General features: G+C 60.3%; 18 protein-coding genes. 17 read left to right on the top strand and 1 reads right to left on the bottom strand.

What is annotated here, in order from left to right; genetic code table 11:
* Positions 1-42: 42 nt before the first annotated feature.
* From rseP to ispD, 16 genes are all read left to right on the top strand, one after another.
* Positions 43-1395 (top strand): sigma E protease regulator RseP, encoded by a 1353-nt coding sequence (gene rseP, locus BLL36_RS03275; protein ID WP_076950026.1) that lies wholly within the window; start codon positions 43-45, stop codon positions 1393-1395.
* Between the two features lie 74 nt (positions 1396-1469).
* A complete protein-coding gene (gene bamA / locus BLL36_RS03280; protein WP_076950027.1) occupies positions 1470-3857 on the top strand; it encodes an outer membrane protein assembly factor BamA in 2388 nt (795 codons plus the stop codon).
* A gap of 45 nt (positions 3858-3902) precedes the next feature.
* The gene (locus BLL36_RS03285) at positions 3903-4406 is read left to right on the top strand and encodes an OmpH family outer membrane protein (RefSeq protein WP_003219314.1); all 504 of its coding nucleotides are present in this window, start codon (positions 3903-3905) and stop codon (positions 4404-4406) included.
* 3 nt (positions 4407-4409) lie between these two features.
* The gene (gene lpxD / locus BLL36_RS03290; protein ID WP_076950028.1) at positions 4410-5465 is read left to right on the top strand and encodes a UDP-3-O-(3-hydroxymyristoyl)glucosamine N-acyltransferase; all 1056 of its coding nucleotides are present in this window, start codon (positions 4410-4412) and stop codon (positions 5463-5465) included.
* Positions 5466-5576: 111 nt separating this feature from the next.
* The gene (gene fabZ / locus BLL36_RS03295) at positions 5577-6017 is read left to right on the top strand and encodes a 3-hydroxyacyl-ACP dehydratase FabZ (protein ID WP_003172281.1); all 441 of its coding nucleotides are present in this window, start codon (positions 5577-5579) and stop codon (positions 6015-6017) included.
* Positions 6014-6790: an acyl-ACP--UDP-N-acetylglucosamine O-acyltransferase gene (gene lpxA / locus BLL36_RS03300; protein ID WP_076950029.1), complete on the top strand. Its 777-nt coding sequence runs from the start codon at positions 6014-6016 to the stop codon at positions 6788-6790. Before fabZ ends, lpxA begins: the two co-directional genes overlap by 4 nt.
* A 2-nt stretch (positions 6791-6792) precedes the next feature.
* Positions 6793-7932, top strand: a complete 1140-nt coding sequence (gene lpxB, locus BLL36_RS03305; protein ID WP_076950030.1) for a lipid-A-disaccharide synthase — start codon at positions 6793-6795, stop codon at positions 7930-7932.
* Positions 7929-8561, top strand: a complete 633-nt coding sequence (gene rnhB, locus BLL36_RS03310) for a ribonuclease HII (protein WP_076950031.1) — start codon at positions 7929-7931, stop codon at positions 8559-8561. The genes lpxB and rnhB overlap by 4 nt, the downstream gene beginning before the upstream one ends.
* 106 nt (positions 8562-8667) lie before the next feature.
* A complete protein-coding gene (dnaE, locus tag BLL36_RS03315) occupies positions 8668-12189 on the top strand; it encodes a DNA polymerase III subunit alpha (protein WP_076950032.1) in 3522 nt (1173 codons plus the stop codon).
* Between the two features lie 149 nt (positions 12190-12338).
* Positions 12339-13286: an acetyl-CoA carboxylase carboxyltransferase subunit alpha gene (locus BLL36_RS03320; RefSeq protein ID WP_012722607.1), complete on the top strand. Its 948-nt coding sequence runs from the start codon at positions 12339-12341 to the stop codon at positions 13284-13286.
* Between the two features lie 174 nt (positions 13287-13460).
* The gene (gene tilS / locus BLL36_RS03325; RefSeq protein WP_076950033.1) at positions 13461-14780 is read left to right on the top strand and encodes a tRNA lysidine(34) synthetase TilS; all 1320 of its coding nucleotides are present in this window, start codon (positions 13461-13463) and stop codon (positions 14778-14780) included.
* A gap of 273 nt (positions 14781-15053) precedes the next feature.
* Positions 15054-16685: a CTP synthase gene (locus BLL36_RS03330; RefSeq protein WP_076950034.1), complete on the top strand. Its 1632-nt coding sequence runs from the start codon at positions 15054-15056 to the stop codon at positions 16683-16685.
* Between the two features lie 5 nt (positions 16686-16690).
* Positions 16691-17536, top strand: a complete 846-nt coding sequence (kdsA, locus tag BLL36_RS03335; RefSeq protein WP_076950035.1) for a 3-deoxy-8-phosphooctulonate synthase — start codon at positions 16691-16693, stop codon at positions 17534-17536.
* A 157-nt stretch (positions 17537-17693) separates the two neighbouring features.
* Positions 17694-18983: a phosphopyruvate hydratase gene (gene eno / locus BLL36_RS03340; protein WP_076950036.1), complete on the top strand. Its 1290-nt coding sequence runs from the start codon at positions 17694-17696 to the stop codon at positions 18981-18983.
* Between the two features lie 171 nt (positions 18984-19154).
* Positions 19155-19433: a cell division protein FtsB gene (ftsB, locus tag BLL36_RS03345; RefSeq protein ID WP_049709653.1), complete on the top strand. Its 279-nt coding sequence runs from the start codon at positions 19155-19157 to the stop codon at positions 19431-19433.
* Positions 19430-20137: a 2-C-methyl-D-erythritol 4-phosphate cytidylyltransferase gene (ispD, locus tag BLL36_RS03350; RefSeq protein WP_076950037.1), complete on the top strand. Its 708-nt coding sequence runs from the start codon at positions 19430-19432 to the stop codon at positions 20135-20137. The genes ftsB and ispD overlap by 4 nt, the downstream gene beginning before the upstream one ends.
* 118 nt (positions 20138-20255) lie before the next feature.
* Here ispD and BLL36_RS03355 read toward each other — a convergent pair whose 3' ends face one another.
* Positions 20256-21152: a LysR substrate-binding domain-containing protein gene (locus tag BLL36_RS03355; protein WP_076950038.1), complete on the bottom strand. Its 897-nt coding sequence runs from the start codon at positions 21150-21152 to the stop codon at positions 20256-20258.
* A 109-nt stretch (positions 21153-21261) separates the two neighbouring features.
* Here BLL36_RS03355 and BLL36_RS03360 point away from each other — a divergent pair, with 109 nt between their 5' ends.
* Positions 21262-22374, top strand: a complete 1113-nt coding sequence (locus BLL36_RS03360; protein WP_076950039.1) for an S-(hydroxymethyl)glutathione dehydrogenase/class III alcohol dehydrogenase — start codon at positions 21262-21264, stop codon at positions 22372-22374.
* The last annotated feature ends 3 nt before the right edge of the window (positions 22375-22377 follow it).

The following is a 22377-nucleotide window of genomic DNA, read 5'->3' on the forward strand; positions in this document are numbered from 1 at the left end:
TTTTCAGCCGTCAGGCACTGGATTGGAATGCGGAGAAATTAGATGAGTGCGCTTTACATGATTGTCGGCACCCTGGTTGCTCTGGGCGTGCTGGTTACCTTCCACGAATTCGGCCACTTCTGGGTGGCGCGTCGGTGCGGCGTCAAGGTATTGCGCTTTTCAGTCGGTTTCGGCATGCCGCTGTTGCGCTGGCATGACCGCCGTGGCACCGAGTTCGTGATTGCGGCCATTCCGTTGGGTGGCTACGTCAAGATGCTCGATGAGCGCGAAGGCGAAGTGCCTGCCGACCAGCTGGACCAGTCCTTCAATCGCAAGACCGTTCGTCAGCGTATTGCCATTGTCGCCGCCGGCCCGATTGCCAACTTCCTGTTGGCGATGGTGTTTTTCTGGGTCTTGGCCATGCTGGGCAGCGAGCAGGTACGTCCGGTCATCGGCGCGGTCGAGCCGGACAGTATTGCCGCCAAGGCCGGTTTGGTAGCCGGGCAGGAAATTGTATCCATTGATGGCGAACCCACCACGGGCTGGGGCGCGGTCAATTTGCAGCTGGTGCGTCGTCTCGGCGAAAGCGGCACGGTCAATGTTGTGGTGCGCGAGCAGGATTCCACCACCGAAACCCCGCGGGAGCTGGCTCTCGATCAGTGGCTCAAGGGCGCTGACGAGCCTGATCCGATCAAGTCCCTGGGCATACGTCCATGGCGTCCGGCCCTGCCGCCGGTGTTGGCTGAGCTGGATCCGAAAGGTCCGGCCCAGGCCGCAGGCCTCAAGACCGGTGATCGCCTGCTGGCCCTCGATGGCCAGGCGCTGGGTGACTGGCAGCAGGTGGTCGACCTGGTTCGTGTACGTCCTGATACTAAAATTGTGCTGAAAGTTGAGCGCGAAGGTGCTCAAATCGACGTCCCCGTGACCCTGTCGGTGCGTGGGGAGGCCAAGGCGGCTGGGGGTTACCTGGGTGCCGGGGTCAAAGCAGTCGATTGGCCGCCATCGATGGTGCGCGAGGTCAGTTACGGGCCGTTGGCAGCGATTGGCGAGGGTGCAAAACGCACCTGGACCATGAGTGTGCTGACCCTCGACTCCCTCAAGAAAATGTTGTTCGGCGAGCTCTCGGTAAAAAACTTGAGTGGACCGATAACCATTGCTAAAGTGGCGGGCGCTTCTGCCCAGTCGGGTGTCGCGGATTTCCTGAATTTCCTGGCTTATCTGAGTATCAGCCTGGGTGTTCTGAATTTGTTGCCCATTCCAGTATTGGATGGGGGGCATCTGTTGTTTTATCTGGTCGAGTGGGCGCGTGGTCGTCCCTTGTCGGATCGGGTGCAGGGTTGGGGGATACAGATCGGTATCAGTTTGGTGGTCGGGGTGATGTTATTAGCCTTGGTCAACGATCTGGGTCGACTGTAACGCTTCGCTGAATTGCGAATCTGCCGCATTTTGCGGCAGTTTGTTTATTGCCAGTTGGAATAAGAAAGGACTTCATGAAACGTCTGCTGCTAACTGCGGTTCTCACCGTATTGATGATCGCCGAAGTTCACGCCGAGTCCTTCACCATCTCCGATATTCGCGTCAACGGCCTCCAGCGGGTTTCCGCGGGTAGCGTCTTTGGTGCCTTACCGTTGAACGTCGGTGAACAGGCTGATGACCGTCGCCTGGTGGAATCCACTCGTGCGCTGTTCAAAACCGGTTTCTTTCAAGACATCCAGCTGGGTCGCGAAGGCAACGTCCTGGTCATCACCGTGGTCGAGCGGCCTTCCGTCGCCAGTATCGAGATCGAAGGCAACAAGGCGATCTCCACTGAAGACCTCATGAAAGGCCTGAAGCAATCCGGCCTGGCCGAGGGCGAGATCTTCCAGCGCGCCACCCTCGAAGGTGTACGTAACGAGCTGCAACGCCAGTACGTTGCCCAGGGTCGCTATTCCGCGACCGTGGAAACGGAAGTGGTGCCGCAGCCGCGCAACCGTGTCGGCCTCAAGGTCAACATCAACGAAGGCACCGTGGCGGCCATCCAGCACATCAACGTGGTGGGCAATACCAAGTTCGCCGACGATGACCTGATCGACCTGTTCGAACTCAAGACCACCAACTGGCTGTCGTTCTTCAAGAACGATGACAAGTACGCCCGTGAAAAACTCTCTGGTGACCTGGAGCGCCTGCGTTCCTACTACCTGGACCGTGGCTATATCAACATGGATATCGCTTCGACCCAGGTGTCCATCACCCCGGACAAAAAGCACGTCTACATTACGGTCAACGTCAACGAAGGCGAGAAGTACAAGGTTCGTGACGTGAAGCTCAGCGGCGACCTGAAAGTGCCTGAAGACCAGGTCAAGGCGCTGCTGCTGGTGCAGAAGGACCAGGTGTTCTCGCGCAAGCTGATGACCACTACGTCCGAACTGATCACCCGCCGCCTGGGTAACGAAGGTTATACCTTCGCCAACGTCAACGGCGTACCGACCCCGCACGATGACGACCACACAGTGGACATCACTTTCGTGGTCGATCCAGGCAAGCGTGCCTACGTGAACCGCATCAACTTCCGTGGCAACACCAAGTCCTCGGACGAAGTGCTGCGTCGGGAAATGCGCCAGATGGAAGGTGGCTGGGCCTCGACGTACCTGATCGACCAGTCCAAGACCCGTCTTGAGCGCCTGGGCTTCTTCAAGGAAGTCAACGTCGAAACCCCGGCCGTACCGGGTGTGGATGACCAGGTTGACGTGAACTACGCCGTCGAAGAGCAGGCATCGGGCTCGATCACCGCCAGCGTGGGCTTCGCACAAAGTGCCGGCCTTATCCTGGGTGGTTCGATCACCCAGAACAACTTCCTGGGTACCGGTAACCGAGTGTCCATCGGCCTGACCCGAAGCGAATACCAGAGCCGATACAACTTCGGTTATACCGACCCCTACTGGACTGCAGACGGTGTGAGCCTGGGCTACAACGCCTTCTACCGCACCACCGACTACAAAGACCTCGACGTCGACGTTGCAAGCTATGCAATCGACAGCCTGGGTGCCGGTGTCAACGTGGGTTACCCGATCAGTGAGACCTCGCGCCTGACCTTCGGCCTCACTGCGCAACAGGATGAGATCAAGACCGGCGTCTACACCGTGGACGAAATCTTTGACTTCACCCGTCGTGAAGGTGACAAGTTCCTCAACTTCAAGGCGTCTGCCGGCTGGTCCGAGTCGACCCTGAATAAAGGTGTATTGGCGACCCGTGGTCATTCCCAGAGCCTGACCCTGGAAACCACCACGCCGGGCAGCGACCTGTCGTTCTTCAAGCTCGACTACCGCGGCCAGTTGTTCACGCCGTTGAGCGACAACTACACCATGCGCCTGCACACTGAACTGGGTTATGGCGACGGTTACGGCTCCACCAACGGTCTGCCGTTCTACGAGAACTACTACGCGGGTGGCTTCAACTCCGTACGTGGTTTCAAGGACAGCACCCTGGGTCCGCGCGGTACGCCTAGCCGTGGCGTTGGTGTAACCGGTAACCAGGGTACAAATCTCGACTCGGATAATGACCCGCTGCCATTCGGTGGTAACGTCCTGATCCAGGGTGGTGCGGAAATCCTGTTCCCGCTTCCATTCGTGAAGGACCAACGTTCCCTGCGGACCTCGGTTTTCTGGGATGTGGGTAACGTGTTCGACTCCAAGTGCGAGCAGATCACCAACCCTAGCGGCGTGAAGTCCAACACCAAGTGCAACGACGTGAGCCTCAGCAACCTGGCAAGCTCCGTGGGTGTGGGTGTGACTTGGGTGACCGCGCTTGGCCCATTGAGCTTTGCTCTGGCCATGCCGATCAAGAAACCGGATAACGCTGAAACCCAGATTTTCCAATTCTCCCTCGGCCAGACGTTCTAAGCGTCTGACCCAAGATAACGACAACGGATTCTGTAGGAGTACATCGTGCGTAAGTTGACTCAATTGGTTCTGCTGGCAACCGTGCTGGTAGCGACCCCGGCGTTCGCCGAAATGAAAATCGCCGTGCTGAACTATCAGATGGCGCTGCTGGAATCCGATGCGGCCAAGAAATACGCCGTGGATGCCGAGAAAAAATTTGGTCCGCAACTGACCAAGCTCAAGACGCTGGAAAGCAGCGCCAAAGGCATCCAGGATCGTCTGGTAGCCGGTGGCGACAAGATGCAGCAAGGCGAGCGCGAGCGTCTGGAGCTTGAGTTCAAGCAAAAGGCCCGTGACTACCAGTTCCAGTCCAAAGAGCTGAACGAAGCCAAAGCTGTTGCCGACCGTGAAATGCTGAAACAGCTGAAGCCGAAACTCGACAGCGCCGTGGAAGAAGTCATCAAGAAGGGTGCCTTTGACCTGGTGTTCGAGCGTGGCGCTGTGATCGACGTCAAGCCTCAATACGACATCACCCGTCAGGTGATCGAGCGCATGAACCAGCTGAAGTAAGCCATGACTGCGACTATCAAGCTCGGCGAGTTGGCCGAGTTCCTGGGGGCTACCTTGCGTGGCTCCCCGGAGAAGGAAATTACTGGGCTAGCCACCTTGCAGGAGGCTGGCCCAGCTCAGTTGAGCTTCCTCGCAAATCCTCAATACCGTAAATACCTGGTCGACAGCAGAGCCGCCGCCGTGTTGCTCAAAGCCGCTGACGCCGAGGGGTTTGCCGGGGAGGCGCTGGTGGTGGACGACCCGTACCTGGCTTATGCGCGGGTGTCGCACCTGTTCGATCCAAAACCCAAGGCCTGCGGCGGTACTCATCCGTCTGCGGTGATTGCCGATGATGCCCAGGTTGACCCAACGGCCAGCATCGGTGCCTTTGCGGTGATCGAGAGCGGTGCGCGCATTGCTGCGGGCGTCACGGTCGGTGCTCATTGCTTTATCGGTGCGCGCTGTGAAATCGGCGCCGACGGTTGGCTCGCACCGCGCGTCACCCTGTACCACGATGTGCGTATCGGTGAGCGTGTGGTCATCCAATCGGGTGCCGTGATTGGTGGCGAAGGCTTTGGCTTTGCCAACGCCAAGGGCATCTGGAACAAGATTGCCCAGGTCGGCGGCGTAGTGATCGGCGACGACGTGGAGATTGGCGTGAACACGGCTGTCGATCGCGGTGCCCTGGCCGACACCGTGATCGGCAACGGCGTGAAGCTCGATAACCAGATCCAGATCGCCCATAACGTGCAGATTGGCGATCACACCGCCATGGCCGCCTGTGTGGGCATCTCCGGCAGCACCCGGATCGGCAAGCATTGCATGCTCGCCGGTGGCGTAGGGCTGGTGGGGCATATCGATATTTGCGACAACGTCTTCATCACTGGCATGACCATGGTCACCCACTCGATTACCGAACCCGGGGCCTATTCTTCCGGTACCGCCATGCAGCCTGCGGCTGAATGGCGCAAGAGTGCAGCGCGGTTGAGGCAGCTCGACGACATGGCGCGACGTCTCAAACAGCTGGAAAAGCGTGTTGGGGACGTGACCCCTGGCGGTAATGCTTCATCAGAAGGCTGATACCATTTCCATATCAAGTGTGCACAGCCGCTAGACTGCCTCCTTGATTTGCTAGCGGGGCGTGCGTTTAGTTCGCCCGCCCCCAATCTTTATTACAGGCTTCCCCCCGAAATGATGGACATCAACGAGATTCGCGAATACCTGCCTCACCGTTACCCGTTCCTGCTGGTGGATCGCGTAGTGGACCTCAACGTCGAGGAAAAGCGCATTCGTGCCTACAAGAATGTCAGCATCAACGAACCTTTCTTCAATGGTCACTTTCCCGCGCATCCCATCATGCCGGGCGTGCTGATCATCGAGGCGATGGCCCAGGCTGCCGGTATCCTTGGTTTCAAAATGCTCGACCTCAAGCCTGCCGATGGCACGCTCTACTATTTCGTGGGCTCCGACAAGCTGCGTTTCCGCAACCCGGTGACCCCGGGCGACCAGCTGATCCTGGAAGCCAAGTTCATCAGCTGCAAGCGCCAGATCTGGAAGTTCGAATGCCAGGCCTCGGTGGACGGCAAGCCAGTGTGCTCCGCCGAGATCATCTGTGCGGAACGCAAACTATGAGTTTGATTGACCCTCGCGCAATCATCGATCCGTCGGCCGTACTGGCCGCCGACGTTGAGGTCGGCCCCTGGTCGATCATCGGCGCAGGTGTGGAAATCGGCGAGGGGACTGTCATCGGGCCGCACGTGATCCTCAAAGGTCCGACCCGCATTGGCAAACACAATCGCATCTACCAGTTCTCCTCGGTAGGCGAAGACACCCCGGACATGAAGTACAAGGGTGAAGAAACGCGCCTGGTAATCGGTGATCACAACATCATCCGTGAAGGCGTGACCATTCACCGTGGCACCGTGCAGGATCGGGCCGAGACCACCCTGGGTGATCACAACCTGGTGATGGCCTACGCGCACATCGGCCACGACAGCGTGATCGGCAACCACTGCATCCTGGTCAACAACACCGCGTTGGCCGGCCATGTGCACGTTGATGACTGGGCAATCCTGTCCGGGTTCACCCTGGTGCATCAGTACTGTCATATCGGCGCCCACAGCTTTTCCGGCATGGGCACCGCCATCGGCAAGGACGTTCCGGCGTTCGTCACGGTATTCGGCAACCCGGCCGAGGCCCGCAGCATGAACTTCGAGGGCATGCGCCGTCGCGGGTTCAGCGAAGAGGCCATCCATGCGTTGCGCCGCGCCTACAAGGTGGTTTACCGCCAGGGGCTCACCGTGGACCAGGCGTTGCTCCAACTGGCCGAGCCGGCAGCGGCGTTCTCGGAAGTTGCGGTGTTCCGTGACTCGATCCAGGCGTCGACTCGCGGCATCACCCGCTGATCATGGCTAATCTGCGTATCGCGCTGGTGGCCGGAGAAGCTTCCGGTGACATTCTGGGCGCAGGTCTTATGCGGGCCCTCAAAGCCCAGCATCCGGCGGTGGAGTTCATCGGGGTCGGCGGCCCGCTGATGCAGGCCGAAGGGCTCGTTTCCTATTTCCCCATGGAGCGCTTGTCGGTCATGGGGCTGGTGGAGGTGCTGGGCCGCCTGCGCGAGCTGCTGGCGCGGCGCAAGTTGCTGATCCAGACCCTGATCGAAGAAAAGCCCGACGTGTTTATCGGGATCGACGCGCCGGACTTCACCCTCACTATCGAACTCAAGTTGCGTCAGGCCGGGATCAAGACCGTGCACTACGTCAGCCCGTCCGTGTGGGCGTGGCGGCAGAAACGCGTGCTCAAGATCCGCGAAGGCTGCGACTTGATGCTGACCCTGCTGCCGTTCGAAGCCAGGTTCTACGAAGAAAAGGGCGTGCCGGTACGGTTTGTCGGGCATACCCTGGCCGACACCATTCCATTGGAGGCTGACCGCGCCGCGGCGCGCGCCGAACTTGGCTTGCCCGCCGGCCCGCTGGTCGCGCTGATGCCCGGCAGTCGTGGTGGCGAAGTCGGGCGCCTTGCCTCGGTATTCTTTGACGCTGCCGAGCGCCTGCAAGCCTTGAAGCCAGGCGTCCGTTTCGTACTGCCCTGCGCGAGTCCGCAACGTCGTGCACAGATCGAAACGCTGCTTGAAGGCCGCAACCTGCCATTGACCTTGCTCGACGGCCAATCGCACCTGGCCCTGGCGGCCTGTGATGCGGTGCTGATCGCTTCGGGTACGGCAACGCTGGAGGCCTTGCTGTACAAGCGACCGATGGTCGTGGCTTACCGCCTGGCGCCGTTTACCTTCTGGATCCTAAAGCGCATGGTCAAAAGCCCTTATATTTCCTTGCCAAACTTGCTGGCCCAGCGCCTGTTGGTGCCGGAGTTGTTGCAGGACGATGCAACACCCGAGGCCCTCGCGAAAACCCTACTACCCTTGATTGACGGCGGTGAAGAACAGACCCGCGGTTTTGACGACATCCACCGCACCCTGCGCCGTGATGCGTCGAATCAGGCGGCGGACGCCGTATTGACCTTGATCGGCAAAAAACAGGAAGCTTTATGACGACGCAAATGGGCCTGGATTTCAGTCTGGTTGCCGAAGCCCACGAGCTGGTGGCCGGTGTTGACGAAGTCGGTCGCGGGCCTTTGTGCGGCGCCGTTGTCACGGCGGCGGTGATCCTCGATCCGAACCGCCCGATCCTGGGTCTCAACGACTCGAAGAAACTCACCGAAGCGCGCCGCGAAAAGCTGTACGACGAAATTTGTGAGAAGGCCCTGAGCTGGCATATCGCCCGTGCCGAGGTCGAAGAGATCGACGAGCTGAACATTCTCCATGCCACCATGCTTGCCATGCAGCGCGCGGTGGAAGGCCTGCACATCACCCCCAAGCTGGCGAAGATCGACGGCAACCGCTGTCCGAAACTGTCGATGCCGGCCGAGGCGGTCATTCAGGGCGACGGCAAGGTACCTGCCATCGCTGCGGCGTCGATCCTGGCCAAGGTCAGTCGCGACCGTGAAATGGCGGCGTTTGAACTGATCTACCCCGGCTACGGCATCGGTGGTCATAAAGGCTACCCGACGCCCGTTCATCTGGAAGCCCTGGCTCGCCTCGGCCCGACGCCGATCCATCGCCGCTCCTTCGCCCCGGTGCGCCAGGCTTACGAGCTGCGCGAGAGCCTCATCGAGGTATAGCCGCAAGGCTGATGTTTTTGCCAGGGCCCGGTACAATCCGGGCCTTGCTGTCTTCAAAAACAGTTGTTTTCACCCAGTTGTCTCCACGTATAAGCACAGGATCATCATGCCGGCTTCATTCGTTCATCTACGCCTGCACACTGAATACTCCCTGGTCGACGGCCTGGTACGGATCAAACCGCTGGTCAAAACCCTGGTGGGCATGAATATGCCTGCGGTAGCGGTTACCGATCAGAACAACATGTGTTCCCTGGTCAAGTTCTACAAGAACGCCATGGGCGCCGGCATCAAGCCGATCTGCGGCGTCGACCTGTGGCTGTCGAACAAAGACCCTGACAACGCGTTGAGCCGCATCAGCCTGCTGGCGATGAATGGCGTGGGCTATCGCAACCTCACCGAATTGATTTCCCGTGGCTTTATCGACGGCCAGCGCAACGGCTCGATCATCATCGAGCGCGAATGGGTCGCCGAGGCCAGCGAGGGCGTGATCATGCTCTCGGCGGCCAAAGAGGGTGAGATCGGTCTCGCGCTGCTCGGCGGCAACCCGCACGAAGCCGAGGTGCTGGCCCGTGAGTGGATGCAGGTGTTCCCTGATCGTTTCTACCTGGAAGTGCAGCGCACCAACCGCCCCAATGACGAAGAGCACCTGCACGCCGCCGTGGCCCTGGCCGACAAGCTGGGCGCGCCGCTGGTGGCCACCAACGATGTGCGCTTCATCAAGAAGGAAGACTTCGAGGCCCACGAAACCCGCGTGTGCATCGGCGAGGGCCGGGCCCTGGACGACCCGCGTCGCTCGAAAAACTACAGCGAAGAGCAGTACCTCAAAAGCGCCGAAGAAATGGCCGAGTTGTTCAGCGACTTGCCCGAGGCCTTGGAAAACTCCGTCGAAATTGCCAAGCGCTGCAATATCGAAGTGAAACTGGGCAAGCACTTCCTGCCCAACTTCCCGATTCCCGATGGTATGACCATCGATGAGTACTTCCGCAAGGTGTCGTTCGATGGCCTGGAGGATCGCCTCAGCGTCCTGTTGCCCAAAGACACCACCGAAGACTACGAGGCCAAACGCCAGGTCTACGTCGACCGGTTGAATTTCGAGCTGGATATCATCATCCAGATGGGCTTCCCCGGTTACTTCCTGATCGTGATGGACTTTATCCAATGGGCCAAGAACAACGGCGTGCCGGTTGGCCCGGGCCGGGGGTCAGGTGCGGGCTCGCTGGTCGCCTATGTGCAGAAGATCACCGACCTCGACCCGTTGGAATATGACCTGCTGTTCGAACGCTTCCTGAACCCGGAACGGGTGTCCATGCCCGACTTCGACGTCGACTTCTGCATGGACGGCCGTGACCGCGTGATCGAATACGTGGCCGAGAAATACGGCCGCAACGCGGTCAGCCAGATCATCACCTTCGGTTCCATGGCCGCCAAGGCGGTGATCCGCGACGTGGCCCGGGTGCAGGGCAAGTCCTACGGCCTGGCCGATCGCCTGTCGAAGATGATCCCGTTCGAAGTTGGCATGACCCTCGAAAAGGCCTACGAGCAGGAAGAAATCCTGCGCGACTTCATCAAGGTCGATGAAGAAGCCGCCGAAATCTGGGACATGGCGCGCAAACTCGAAGGCGTGGTGCGTAACGTCGGTAAACACGCCGGTGGTGTGGTTATCGCCCCGACCAAGCTCACCGACTTTTCGCCGATCTATTGCGATGAAGAAGGCGACGGCCTGGTCACCCAGTTCGACAAGGACGACGTGGAGGCGGCCGGCCTGGTGAAGTTCGACTTCCTCGGCCTGCGGACCCTGACGATCATCGACTGGGCGCTCAAGACCATCAACCGCGACCGCGCCAAGGTGGGTGAAGCACCGCTGGATATCGCCTTTATCCCACTGGACGACAAGCCGACCTACAGCCTGTTGCAGAAAGCCGAAACCACTGCGGTGTTCCAGCTTGAGTCGCGCGGCATGAAGGAGCTGATCAAAAAGCTCAAGCCCGACTGCCTGGAAGACTTGATCGCACTGGTGGCCCTGTTCCGTCCGGGCCCGTTGCAATCGGGCATGGTGGACGACTTCATCAACCGTAAGCACGGCCGCGCCGAACTGGCATACCCGCACTCCGACTATCAATACGAAGGCCTCAAGCCCGTACTGGCACCGACCTACGGCATCATCCTGTATCAAGAGCAGGTGATGCAGATCGCCCAGGTGATGGCGGGTTACACCCTCGGCGGCGCGGACATGTTGCGTCGTGCCATGGGTAAGAAAAAACCCGAGGAAATGGCCAAGCAGCGCGGCGGTTTCATCGAGGGTTGCGCCACCAACAATATCGATGCGGACCTGGCCGGCAACATCTTCGACCTGGTGGAAAAATTCGCCGGTTACGGCTTCAACAAATCCCACTCCGCCGCCTACGGCCTGGTGTCGTACCAGACCGCCTGGCTGAAAGCCCACTACCCGGCGCCGTTCATGGCCGCGGTACTCTCGGCGGATATGCACAACACCGACAAGGTCGTGACCTTGATCGAGGAAGTGCGCACCATGAAGCTGCGCCTCGATGCGCCGGACGTGAACGCCTCGGAGTTCAAGTTCACGGTGAACGACGAAGGCCGCATCATCTATGGCCTCGGTGCGATCAAGGGCGTGGGCGAGGGCCCGGTGGAAGCCATCACCGAAGCGCGCCAGGACGGGCCGTTCAAGGACTTGTTCGACTTCTGCGCGCGGGTGGACCTCAAGCGCATCAACAAGCGAACCCTCGATGGCCTGATCCGCAGTGGCGCGCTCGACCGTCTCGGCCCGTATTTCCATGACGAGCCGAAGGCTTACCAGGCGAATATCGACCGCAACCGCGCGGTTTTGCTTGCCGCAATGGAAGAGGCGATCAAGGCCGCCGAACAGACCGCTCGCACCCATGACAGCGGCCACGCCGACCTGTTTGGCGGGTTGTTCGTCGAAGAAGATGCGGATGTGTACGCTAACCACCGCAAGGCCAAGGATCTGACCCTCAAGGAGCGTCTCAAGGGCGAGAAAGACACCCTGGGCCTGTACCTTACCGGCCATCCGATTGACGAATACGAAGGTGAAATCCGCCGGTTCGCGCGTCAGCGCATCATCGACCTCAAGCCTGCACGGGACACCCAGACCGTCGCCGGCATGATCATCGCCCTGCGGGTGATGAAAAACAAAAAGGGCGACAAGATGGGCTTCATCACCCTCGACGACCGCTCGGGCCGCATCGAAGCGTCACTGTTTGCCGACGCGTTCCACTCCGCCCAGTCGCTGCTGCAGACCGACGCCATGGTGGTGGTGGAAGGGGAAGTCAGCAACGATGATTTCTCCGGCGGCCTGCGCCTGCGGATCAAGCGGGTGATGAGCATGGAAGATGCGCGCACCAATTTGGCCGAGAGCCTGCGTTTGAAGGTCAAGACCGAAGCGCTCAAGGGCGATCAGCTACGCTGGTTGGGGGATTTGCTCAAACGCCACCGTGGCGCGTGCCCGGTGACCATGGAGTACACCGGCAACGACGCCAAGGCCATGCTGCAGTTTGGCGAGGCCTGGCGAATTGATCCCGCTGATGGCTTGATTCAGGCATTGCGTGACCAGTTCGGTCGTGACAACGTCTTCCTCCAATACCGTTGATGGCCAGGCGCTTTCTTTTTAAGCAGAAATCGCCTGATCTCGACGAAACATTTAATCTCGACCTGGACGCGCCTCTCCCTTAAGGTAAGGCGCGAACAGACAACCGGCTGGCCAGGCACCCCCTGGCCGTCGACCCAAGACGGACGCTTATGAACCCGAATTTTCTTGATTTCGAACAGCCGATCGCTGACCTGCAAGCCAAGATCGAAGAACTGCGCCTGGTCGGCAATGACAATTCGCTGAACATTGGCGATGAGATCGCTCGCCTGCAAGACAAGAGCAGCACGCTCACCGAAGACATCTTCGGCAAGCTGACCAGCTGGCAGATCGCGCGCCTGGCTCGCCACCCGCGCCGTCCTTATACCCTGGATTACATCCAGCACATCTTTACTGAATTCGACGAGCTGCACGGCGACCGCCACTTCTCCGACGACGCGGCCATCGTGGGCGGTATCGCTCGCCTGGACGACCAGCCGGTGATGGTGATCGGTCACCAGAAAGGTCGCGAAGTGCGCGAAAAAGTGCGCCGCAACTTCGGCATGCCGCGTCCGGAAGGCTACCGCAAGGCGTGCCGCCTGATGGAAATGGCCGAACGCTTCAAGATGCCGATTCTGACCTTCATCGACACACCGGGTGCCTACCCGGGTATCGATGCCGAAGAGCGCAACCAGAGCGAAGCCATCGCCTGGAACCTGCGCGTCATGTCGCGCCTGAAAACCCCGATCATCGCCACCGTGATTGGTGAAGGGGGTTCCGGCGGTGCACTGGCCATTGGCGTCTGCGACCAACTGAACATGCTGCAATATTCGACCTACGCGGTGATCTCGCCGGAAGGTTGCGCCTCGATCCTGTGGAAAACCGCCGAAAAGGCGCCGGACGCTGCCGAAGCCATGGGCATCACTGCCGATCGCCTCAAAGGCCTGGGCATTGTCGACAAAGTGATCGCCGAGCCACTGGGCGGCGCCCACCGCGACCCGGCCGCCGCCGCCGCGACTATCCGTGGTGAGCTGGCTTCGCAACTGGCAATGCTCAAGAAGCTGGATAACGAAGCGCTGCTGGCCCGTCGTTATGAGCGTTTGATGAGCTACGGTCTCTAAGACCAACGCAGGACCAAAATGTGGGAGCGGGCTATGTGGGAGCTGGCTTGCCTGCGATAGCATCACCTCGGTGCAACTGATAGACCGAGGTGCCTGCATCGCGGGCAAGCCCACTCCCACATTTGCTTGCATAGGCTGGGGTAGTGCATTCCAGATGGATGGCGGTACTTTGCTATGAAACCCACCTTAATCGCCCAACTCCTGCAAACCCTGGCCCCCTGGCGCAATGCCCCGGCCTGGCACGTCGCGTTCTCGGGCGGACTTGACTCTACCGTCCTGCTGCACCTCCTGGCCTGCCTGGCAAAAACCGAAACCCTGCCGCCCCTCGGCGCTGTCCATGTCCATCATGGCCTGCAAGCTGCCGCTGACGCCTGGCCGAGTCATTGCCAATCGGTCTGCGACAGCCTGCGCGTGCCTCTGCGCATCCTGCGTGTGCAAGTGCGGCCGGGTGGCAGTCTTGAGGGGGCCGCCCGTGACGCACGTTATCAGGCGTTCACTCAGGTGACCGGCGCAGGGCAGGTGTTGTTCACGGGCCAGCATCGCAATGATCAGGCTGAAACCTTGTTATTCCGTCTGCTGCGTGGGGCTGGTTTACGAGGATTAGCGGCAATGCCAGCACAGCGCCCCCTGGCCGCTGGCTATCTGGTGCGGCCTTTGCTGGATGTATCACGGGGCGAGTTGGAGGCCTACGCCAACGAGCATCAGCTCAACTGGATCGAGGACCCGTCTAACGCCGATTCACGCTTCTCACGCAACTACCTGCGTCATCAGGTCTTCCCTGTGCTGACGGAGCGTTGGCCGCAAGCCGTATCCGGCCTGGCGCGCACCGCCGAGCATCTGAGTGAAGCCCAAGGCTTGCTCGATGAGCTGGCGCAGATGGATTTGCACGCCGCTGACCAGTCTGCGCCGTTTCCCTGGCTGCACTTGCCGTCCCTGGCGCTTGCGCCGTTGCGCGAGCTATCCGACGCCCGTCAGCGCAACGCCCTGCGCCATTGGCTGGCGCCGCTGACACGCCTTCCCGACAGCGACCACTGGGCCAGTTGGCATTCCCTGCGCGATGCCAAGGGTGACGCACAGCCTGTATGGCGCCTGGCCGACGGCGAGTTGCACCGTAGCGGCGAGCGTCTCTGGTGGTTGCCCGCCACTTGGTCGGAATTTTCCGACGCATCGCTGGGCTGGCTCGATCCGCAAAACCCACTAGAGTTACCCGGCAACGGTCAGTTGAAATTCACTGGCAACGCCCCCGAAGGTCCGTTGCAGGTCCGTTACCGGCAGGGCGGTGAAGTCATCGAAGTGCCAGGTCGCGGCCGGCGCGACCTGAAGCGGCTGCTTAACGAAAGCGGGCTGCCGCGCTTCGTGCGTGGCAGATTGCCGCTGCTGTATCGGGGCGAGCAATTGCTGGGGGTGCCCAGCATCGCTGGACGCTGGGCGGTGCCGAGTGAGGGCTGGCAATTACATTGGATGCCACAGACCTGCGATCAAGGTTTGAGCTGATAGCGCCTTTCCGGTAGACTACGCTCCCTTCTTGATACAACTTCTGTGGATTCAACTGAATCGCAGCAGTTGCCGATTACCAAGCAGTCTTTGCTGGGCGATTCCAAAAAATGTGTAGCGATCAACGTACCGGTGTTCCATTGCTGGTCTGTCACCACGCGGCGGTTTTTTTGAAAGGTGCACTGTGATTAATGCAGGTGATCGGGGGCTTCGGCCTCTCTTCGCTTTCCCCGGCGGCTCGGACCGCTTTAACGCAGACTTCTAGGGTTTTTCATGACGCGCTACATATTCGTCACGGGCGGTGTTGTTTCTTCATTGGGGAAAGGCATTGCCTCCGCTTCATTGGCGGCCATCCTGGAGGCGCGGGGGCTTAAAGTCACCATGCTCAAGCTGGACCCGTACATCAACGTCGACCCGGGCACCATGAGCCCGTTCCAGCACGGTGAAGTGTTCGTCACCCATGACGGCGCCGAGACTGACCTGGACCTGGGCCACTACGAGCGGTTCATCCGCACGACCATGACCCAGAACAACAACTTCACCACTGGCCGTGTCTACGAGCACGTGCTGCGCAAGGAGCGCCGTGGCGACTACCTGGGTGCAACCATCCAGGTGATTCCGCACATCACCGACGAAATCAAGCGCCGCATCATCAAGGGTGCAGGCGATGCCGACGTGGCGATGGTCGAGATCGGCGGCACCGTGGGTGACATCGAATCCCAGCCGTTCCTCGAAGCCATCCGCCAGTTGCGTTTCGAAGTCGGCGCCAAGCGCGCGATGCTGATGCACCTGACCCTGGTGCCCTACATCGCCACCGCCGGCGAAACCAAAACCAAGCCTACCCAGCACTCGGTCAAGGAACTGCGTTCCATCGGCCTGCAGCCGGACGTGCTGGTGTGCCGCTCCGATCACCCGATCGACATTTCCTCGCGTCGCAAGATTGCGCAATTCACCAACGTTGAAGAACGTGCGGTGATCGCGCTGGAAGACGCCGACACCATCTACAAGATCCCGGGCATCCTGCATTCGCAAGGCCTGGACGATTTTGTGGTCGAGCGTTTCGGCCTGCAATGCAACGGTGCGGACCTGTCCGAGTGGGAAGCCGTGGTCGACGCCAAGCTCAACCCCGAGCACGAAGTCACCATCGCCATGGTCGGCAAGTACATGGAGCTGCTGGACGCGTACAAGTCGCTGATCGAAGCGATGAGCCACGCCGGCATCAGCAACCGTACCAAGGTCAACCTGCGCTACATCGATTCCGAAGACATCGAGAACCAGGGCACCGCGCTGCTCGAAGGCGTTGACGCGATCCTCGTGCCCGGCGGTTTCGGCCTGCGTGGCGTGGAAGGCAAGATCACCGCGGTGCAGTACGCTCGCGAAAACAAGGTGCCGTACCTGGGCATCTGCCTGGGCATGCAAGTGGCCGTCATCGAGTTCGCCCGTAACGTGATGGGCTGGAAAGACGCCAACTCCACCGAGTTCGACAGCAAGAGCGGCCACCCGGTCGTGGGCCTGATCACCGAGTGGGAAGATGCCACCGGTGCCGTCGAGACCCGCACCGAAGCCTCCGACCTGGGCGGCACCATGCGCCTTGGCGCGCAGGATTGCCTGCTGGAGCCGGGCTCGCTGGTGCACGACTGCTACGGCAAGGACGTGATCGTCGAGCGCCACCGTCACCGCTACGAAGTGAACAACAACCTGCTGCCGCAAATCAAAGAGGCCGGCCTGAAAATCTCCGGTCGCTCCGGTGATGGCGCGCTGGTTGAAGTGGTCGAGGCGCCGGATCATCCTTGGTTCGTGGCCTGCCAGTTCCACCCTGAGTTCACCTCGACGCCGCGCGACGGTCACCCGTTGTTCAGCGGTTTCGTTAAAGCAGCACTGACCCAACATCAGAAGAAGGCGTAACCCTGATGGCCCAGAAGATCATTCGCGTAGGCGACATCGAGATTGCCAACGACAAGCCCATGGTGCTGTTCGGCGGCATGAACGTGCTGGAAAGCCGTGACATGGCGATGCAGGTCTGTGAAGAGTACGTCAAGGTGACCGAGAAACTCGGTATCCCCTACGTGTTCAAGGCCAGCTTCGACAAGGCCAACCGTTCGTCCGTGACTTCCTATCGCGGGCCAGGCCTCGAGGAAGGCATGCGGATCTTCCAGGACATCAAGCAAGCCTTCGGCGTGCCGGTCATCACCGACGTCCACGAGCCTGAACAGGCTGCCGTGGTCGCCGAGGTGTGCGACATCATCCAGTTGCCGGCCTTTCTGTCGCGCCAGACCGATCTGGTCGTTGCGATGGCCAAGACTGGCGCGGTGATCAATATCAAGAAAGCCCAGTTCCTCGCACCCCAGGAAATGAAACACATCCTGAACAAGTGCGTGGAAGCGGGTAACGACCAGTTGATCCTCTGCGAGCGTGGTTCGAGCTTCGGCTACAACAACCTTGTGGTGGACATGCTCGGTTTCGGCATCATGAAACAGTTCGAGTACCCGGTGTTTTTCGACGTGACCCACGCGCTGCAAATGCCCGGTGGTCGCGCCGATTCCGCTGGCGGGCGCCGTGCCCAGGTACTGGACCTGGCCAAGGCGGGTATCAGCCAGTCCCTGGCCGGCCTGTTCCTGGAAGCCCACCCGGACCCGGACAACGCCAAATGCGACGGCCCATGCGCCCTGCGCCTGGACAAGCTGGAACCGTTCCTGGCCCAGCTCAAGCAGTTGGACGAACTGGTCAAGAGTTTTCCGACGGTAGAGACCGCGTAAGCGCGGTTTCTCCGGTAGACTTTCCTACGCTTTTCGCTCAGGCCCGAGGGCCTGGGTCTTGTCGCCTGCAAGCCTGCCCCGTTGTTCCACCCTTGCGGTCGGTCAAAAGATTTCCTTCAGCTGCGTCGTTTTCGTCAACTTTGGAGTGTTTACAACAATGGCAAAAATCGTCGACATCAAAGGTCGTGAAGTTCTCGACTCCCGTGGCAACCCCACCGTCGAAGCCGACGTGCTTCTCGATAACGGCATCATCGGCAGCGCCTGTGCGCCGTCCGGTGCTTCCACCGGTTCGCGCGAAGCGCTGGAACTGCGTGATGGCGACAAGAGCCGTTACCTGGGCAAGGGTGTACTCAAGGCGGTAGCCAACATCAACGGTCCGATCCGTGACCTGTTGCTGGGCAAGGACCCGCTGGACCAGAAAGTCCTGGACCACGCGATGATCCAGCTCGACGGCACCGAAAACAAAGGCAGCCTGGGCGCCAACGCCATCCTGGCCGTGTCCCTGGCCGCTGCCAAGGCGGCCGCACAGGACCAGGACCTGCCGCTGTATGCCCACATCGCCAACCTGAACGGCACCCCGGGTGTGTATTCGATGCCGGTCCCGATGATGAACATCATCAACGGTGGCGAGCACGCCGATAACAACGTCGACATCCAGGAATTCATGGTCCAGCCGGTGGGCGCCAAGTCGTTCTCCGAAGGTCTGCGCATGGGCACCGAGATTTTCCACCACCTCAAGGCCGTGCTGAAGGCCCGTGGCCTGAGCACTGCCGTGGGTGACGAAGGCGGTTTCGCACCGAACCTGGCGTCCAACGAAGATGCACTCAAAGTGATCTCCGAAGCCGTGGCCAACGCCGGCTACACGCTGGGCACCGACGTGACCCTGGCCCTGGACTGCGCGGCCAGCGAGTTCTATGAAGACGGCAAATACAACCTGTCCGGCGAAGGCCAGGTGTTCAACTCCGAAGGTTTCGCTGACTACCTGAAGGGCCTGACCGAGCGCTACCCGATCATCTCGATCGAAGACGGCCTGGACGAGTCCGACTGGGATGGCTGGAAAGTCCTCACCGACAAGATCGGCGAGAAAATCCAGCTGGTGGGCGACGACCTGTTCGTGACCAACACCAAGATCCTGAAAGAAGGCATCGATAAAAAGATCGCCAACTCGATCCTGATCAAGTTCAACCAGATCGGCACGCTGACCGAAACCCTGGAAGCCATCCAGATGGCCAAGGCCGCGGGCTACACGGCAGTGATCTCGCACCGCTCCGGCGAAACCGAAGATTCGACCATTGCCGACCTGGCCGTGGGCACGTCGGCAGGCCAGATCAAGACCGGTTCGCTGTGCCGTTCCGACCGAGTCTCCAAGTACAACCAGTTGTTGCGTATCGAAGAGCAACTGGCTGGCAAGGCCAAGTACAACGGTCGCGGCGAGTTTCGCGGCTGATCGATAAGTGATAAAAAGTCGGCGGATTGCGTCGGAAAACTCACGACAGTGTGGTTTTCGACGCTAATCTGAGGGCTACCATGCACAAGCCTGGTTCTTCCAGGCTTCGTGCTATCAGTTGCTTTGAAAGTTTTGCATGGCTGTCTTTTTTCACTGGATACCCGATATTCGATGCGCAGTCCCAATTGGTTGTTCCTCGTCTTGCTCTTGTTGCTGGCTGGCCTGCAATACCGCCTATGGGTGGGTAATGGCAGCTTTGCGCAGGTAAAAGACCTGACCGAGCAAATTGCTGCACAGCACGCCGAAAACGAAGTCCTGCTGGAGCGTAACCGCGTCCTCGATGCCGAAGTGCTTGAGCTGAAAAAAGGTACGGAGACCGTTGAAGAGCGGGCTCGTCATGAATTGGGCATGGTCAAGGAGGGCGAAACCCTCTACCAGCTGGCCCAATGAGCAACAGCTTGCCGGCCTTCTGGGCCGTGATTCCTGCCGCGGGCGTCGGTGCCCGTATGGCGGCGGACCGTCCCAAGCAATATTTGCAACTGGGCGGGCGCACTATTCTCGAACACAGCCTTGGCTGTTTTCTCGATCATCCATCGCTCAAGGGCCTGGTGCTCAGCCTGGCTGGCGATGATCCCTATTGGCCTACCCTGGCATGTGCCACAGACCCGCGCATCCAGCGTGCAGACGGCGGTTCGGAGCGTTCGGGCTCTGTGCTCAACGCGTTGTTGCACCTGCACGGGCAGGGTGCAAGCGATGACGATTGGGTGCTGGTGCACGATGCTGCACGGCCCAACCTCAGTCGGGACGACCTGGACAAGCTATTAAGCGAACTGGCTGACGACCCGGTCGGCGGCCTGTTGGCTGTGCCGGCCCGTGACACCCTCAAGCGCGTCGACAAGCACGGCCGCGTCGTCGAGACCGTCGACCGTAGCTTGATCTGGCAGGCTTATACGCCGCAGATGTTCCGCCTGGGTGCATTGCATCGTGCCTTGGCCGACAGCCTGGTGGCGGACGCGCTGATTACCGACGAAGCCTCGGCCATGGAATGGTCCGGCCAGGCGCCGCGCCTGATTGAAGGGCGCTCGGACAATATCAAGGTGACACGGCCGGAGGATCTTGAGTGGCTCAGGTTGCGGTGGGCTAATCGGCGGTAGCCAATTGCACCGAGTCGACTTCATCGCAGGCAAGCCAGCTCCCACCTTCGATCACCTTTTCTCGGTTACTGTGGGAGTCGGGCTTGCCCGCGATGGGGCCGGTACAGGCAACCCATGATCAACCGCTGTACTCCGGCCGCCCAGCCAACCCTTCCTTCAAGAAATCCACCAACTTCCTGACCTTCGGCGACAAATGCCGCTGTTGCGGGTACAGCGCCCACACCGCCGTATTCGGCGGCTGATGCGCCTCCAGCAACGACACCAGCGCGCCGCTGTCCAGATGTTCCAGCACATAATAATCCGGCAACTGGCACAACCCCACACCTTGCAACGCCGCGTCGAGCACCGCTTGCCCGCTGTTGCAGCGCCAGTTTCCCTGCACACGCTGGGAAAATTCGCGTCCGCCCTGGGCCAGTTGCCAGATATCCGAGCTGCCGATCAGACAGTTATGCCGACTCAATTCCGACACGCTATGGGGCCGACCATACCGCGTCAGGTAGGAGGGCGACGCGCACACATACATGCGTCTGGGCGCCAGTCGGCTGGCGACCATGCGCGAATCCTGCAAGCGCCCCAAGCGGATCGCCAGGTCGAGGCCTTCGTGCACCAGGTCCAGCTGGCGGTTGCTCAATTCGATATCCACGCGCAACTGCGGGTAAAGCCCCATGAAGCGGGTGACCAGCGGCACGATAAAGCGCTCGCCGTATGCCACGGCGCAGGTCATGCGCAACATGCCCTTGGGTTCGCTGGCCAGGTCGCCTACCGCGCGCAGGGCTTCTTCGCGGCCGTCTTGCAGGCGCTGGCAATGTTGCAGGAAGGTCTGGCCCGCTTCGGTCAGGGTGACCTTGCGCGTGCTGCGATACAGCAACCGTGTTTGCAGGCGCTCCTCTAAGCGCGCCACCTGCCGGCTGATATGGGACGACGACACGCCCAGCCGTTCCGCCGCAGCGGTGAATTGGCTGCATTCGGCGACGGCGACGAACTCATCGATGCCTTCCCAGCGGTTTTCCAGCATGTCGATTATCCCTGTACAGCAATAAAGTTTTGCTTTTGCCTGGATTATTAATCAATCGGCCATGTTTTACACTCACCGTCTCAGTTTTCAATTCCCTGGAGAAACTCGGATGATCAAGTCCCGCGCCGCCGTAGCCTTCGAAGCCAAAAAGCCCCTTGAGATCGTTGAAGTGGATGTCGCCATGCCCAAGGCCGGCGAGGTGCTGCTGCGGGTCGTTGCGTCCGGCGTGTGCCACACCGACGCCTACACCCTGTCGGGCGCGGATCCGGAAGGTATCTTCCCGTCTATCCTCGGCCACGAAGGCGGTGCGGTGGTGGAAGCGATCGGCGAGGGCGTGACTTCGGTGGCTGTTGGCGACCATGTGATCCCGCTGTACACCCCGGAATGCGGCCAGTGCAAATTCTGCCTGTCGGGCAAGACCAACCTGTGCCAGGCGATTCGTTCCACCCAGGGCAAAGGCCTGATGCCGGACGGCACCACGCGTTTTTCCTACAAGGGCCAGCCGATTTTCCACTACATGGGCACCTCGACCTTCTCCGAGTACACCGTGCTGCCGGAAATTTCCGTCGCCAAGATTCCTAAAGAAGCGCCGCTGGAAAAAGTCTGCCTGCTGGGTTGCGGCGTCACCACCGGCATCGGTGCGGTGCTCAACACCGCCAAGGTCAAGCCGGGCGACACCGTGGCCATCTTCGGCCTGGGCGGTATTGGCTTGTCGGCGGTGATCGGCGCGGTCAAGGCCAAGGCCGGCCGCATCATTGCTATCGACATCAACCCGGCCAAGTTCGAAATTGCCAAGCAACTGGGCGCGACCGACTGCATCAACCCGAAAGACTACGATCGTCCGATCCAGGACGTGATCGTCGACCTCACCGACGGCGGCGTGGACTTCTCCTTCGAATGCATCGGCAACGTGCACCTGATGCGCGCCGCCCTTGAGTGCTGCCACAAAGGTTGGGGCGAGTCGGTGATTATCGGCGTGGCCGGCGCCGGCCAGGAAATCGCCACCCGTCCCTTCCAGCTGGTGACCGGCCGCGTCTGGCGCGGCTCGGCCTTCGGCGGCGTACGCGGCCGTACCGAACTGCCAAGCTACGTGGAAATGGCCCAGACCGGCGAGATCCCGCTGGACACCTTCATTACCCACACCATGGGCCTGGAAGACATCAACAAAGCGTTTGACCTGATGCATGAAGGCAAGAGCATTCGTACCGTCATCCACTTCTGAGGT

It is taken from the genome of Pseudomonas cedrina subsp. cedrina, from assembly GCF_001983175.1.
In the GTDB taxonomy this organism is placed as follows: Bacteria; Pseudomonadota; Gammaproteobacteria; order Pseudomonadales; family Pseudomonadaceae; genus Aquipseudomonas; species Aquipseudomonas cedrina.

What these genes read in the sequence shown, in the direction of transcription:
- BLL36_RS03355 (WP_076950038.1), bottom strand. Translation starts at nt 21,152, where the DNA reads ATGCTGGAAAACCGCTGGGAAGGCATCGATGAGTTCGTCGCCGTCGCC.
- bamA (WP_076950027.1), top strand. Translation starts at nt 1,470, where the DNA reads ATGAAACGTCTGCTGCTAACTGCGGTTCTCACCGTATTGATGATCGCC.
- rseP (WP_076950026.1), top strand. Translation starts at nt 43, where the DNA reads ATGAGTGCGCTTTACATGATTGTCGGCACCCTGGTTGCTCTGGGCGTG.
- BLL36_RS03320 (WP_012722607.1), top strand. Translation starts at nt 12,339, where the DNA reads ATGAACCCGAATTTTCTTGATTTCGAACAGCCGATCGCTGACCTGCAA.
- ftsB (WP_049709653.1), top strand. Translation starts at nt 19,155, where the DNA reads ATGCGCAGTCCCAATTGGTTGTTCCTCGTCTTGCTCTTGTTGCTGGCT.
- BLL36_RS03330 (WP_076950034.1), top strand. Translation starts at nt 15,054, where the DNA reads ATGACGCGCTACATATTCGTCACGGGCGGTGTTGTTTCTTCATTGGGG.
- rnhB (WP_076950031.1), top strand. Translation starts at nt 7,929, where the DNA reads ATGACGACGCAAATGGGCCTGGATTTCAGTCTGGTTGCCGAAGCCCAC.
- lpxB (WP_076950030.1), top strand. Translation starts at nt 6,793, where the DNA reads ATGGCTAATCTGCGTATCGCGCTGGTGGCCGGAGAAGCTTCCGGTGAC.
- fabZ (WP_003172281.1), top strand. Translation starts at nt 5,577, where the DNA reads ATGATGGACATCAACGAGATTCGCGAATACCTGCCTCACCGTTACCCG.
- lpxA (WP_076950029.1), top strand. Translation starts at nt 6,014, where the DNA reads ATGAGTTTGATTGACCCTCGCGCAATCATCGATCCGTCGGCCGTACTG.
- lpxD (WP_076950028.1), top strand. Translation starts at nt 4,410, where the DNA reads ATGACTGCGACTATCAAGCTCGGCGAGTTGGCCGAGTTCCTGGGGGCT.
- tilS (WP_076950033.1), top strand. Translation starts at nt 13,461, where the DNA reads ATGAAACCCACCTTAATCGCCCAACTCCTGCAAACCCTGGCCCCCTGG.
- ispD (WP_076950037.1), top strand. Translation starts at nt 19,430, where the DNA reads ATGAGCAACAGCTTGCCGGCCTTCTGGGCCGTGATTCCTGCCGCGGGC.
- dnaE (WP_076950032.1), top strand. Translation starts at nt 8,668, where the DNA reads ATGCCGGCTTCATTCGTTCATCTACGCCTGCACACTGAATACTCCCTG.
- kdsA (WP_076950035.1), top strand. Translation starts at nt 16,691, where the DNA reads ATGGCCCAGAAGATCATTCGCGTAGGCGACATCGAGATTGCCAACGAC.
- BLL36_RS03360 (WP_076950039.1), top strand. Translation starts at nt 21,262, where the DNA reads ATGATCAAGTCCCGCGCCGCCGTAGCCTTCGAAGCCAAAAAGCCCCTT.
- eno (WP_076950036.1), top strand. Translation starts at nt 17,694, where the DNA reads ATGGCAAAAATCGTCGACATCAAAGGTCGTGAAGTTCTCGACTCCCGT.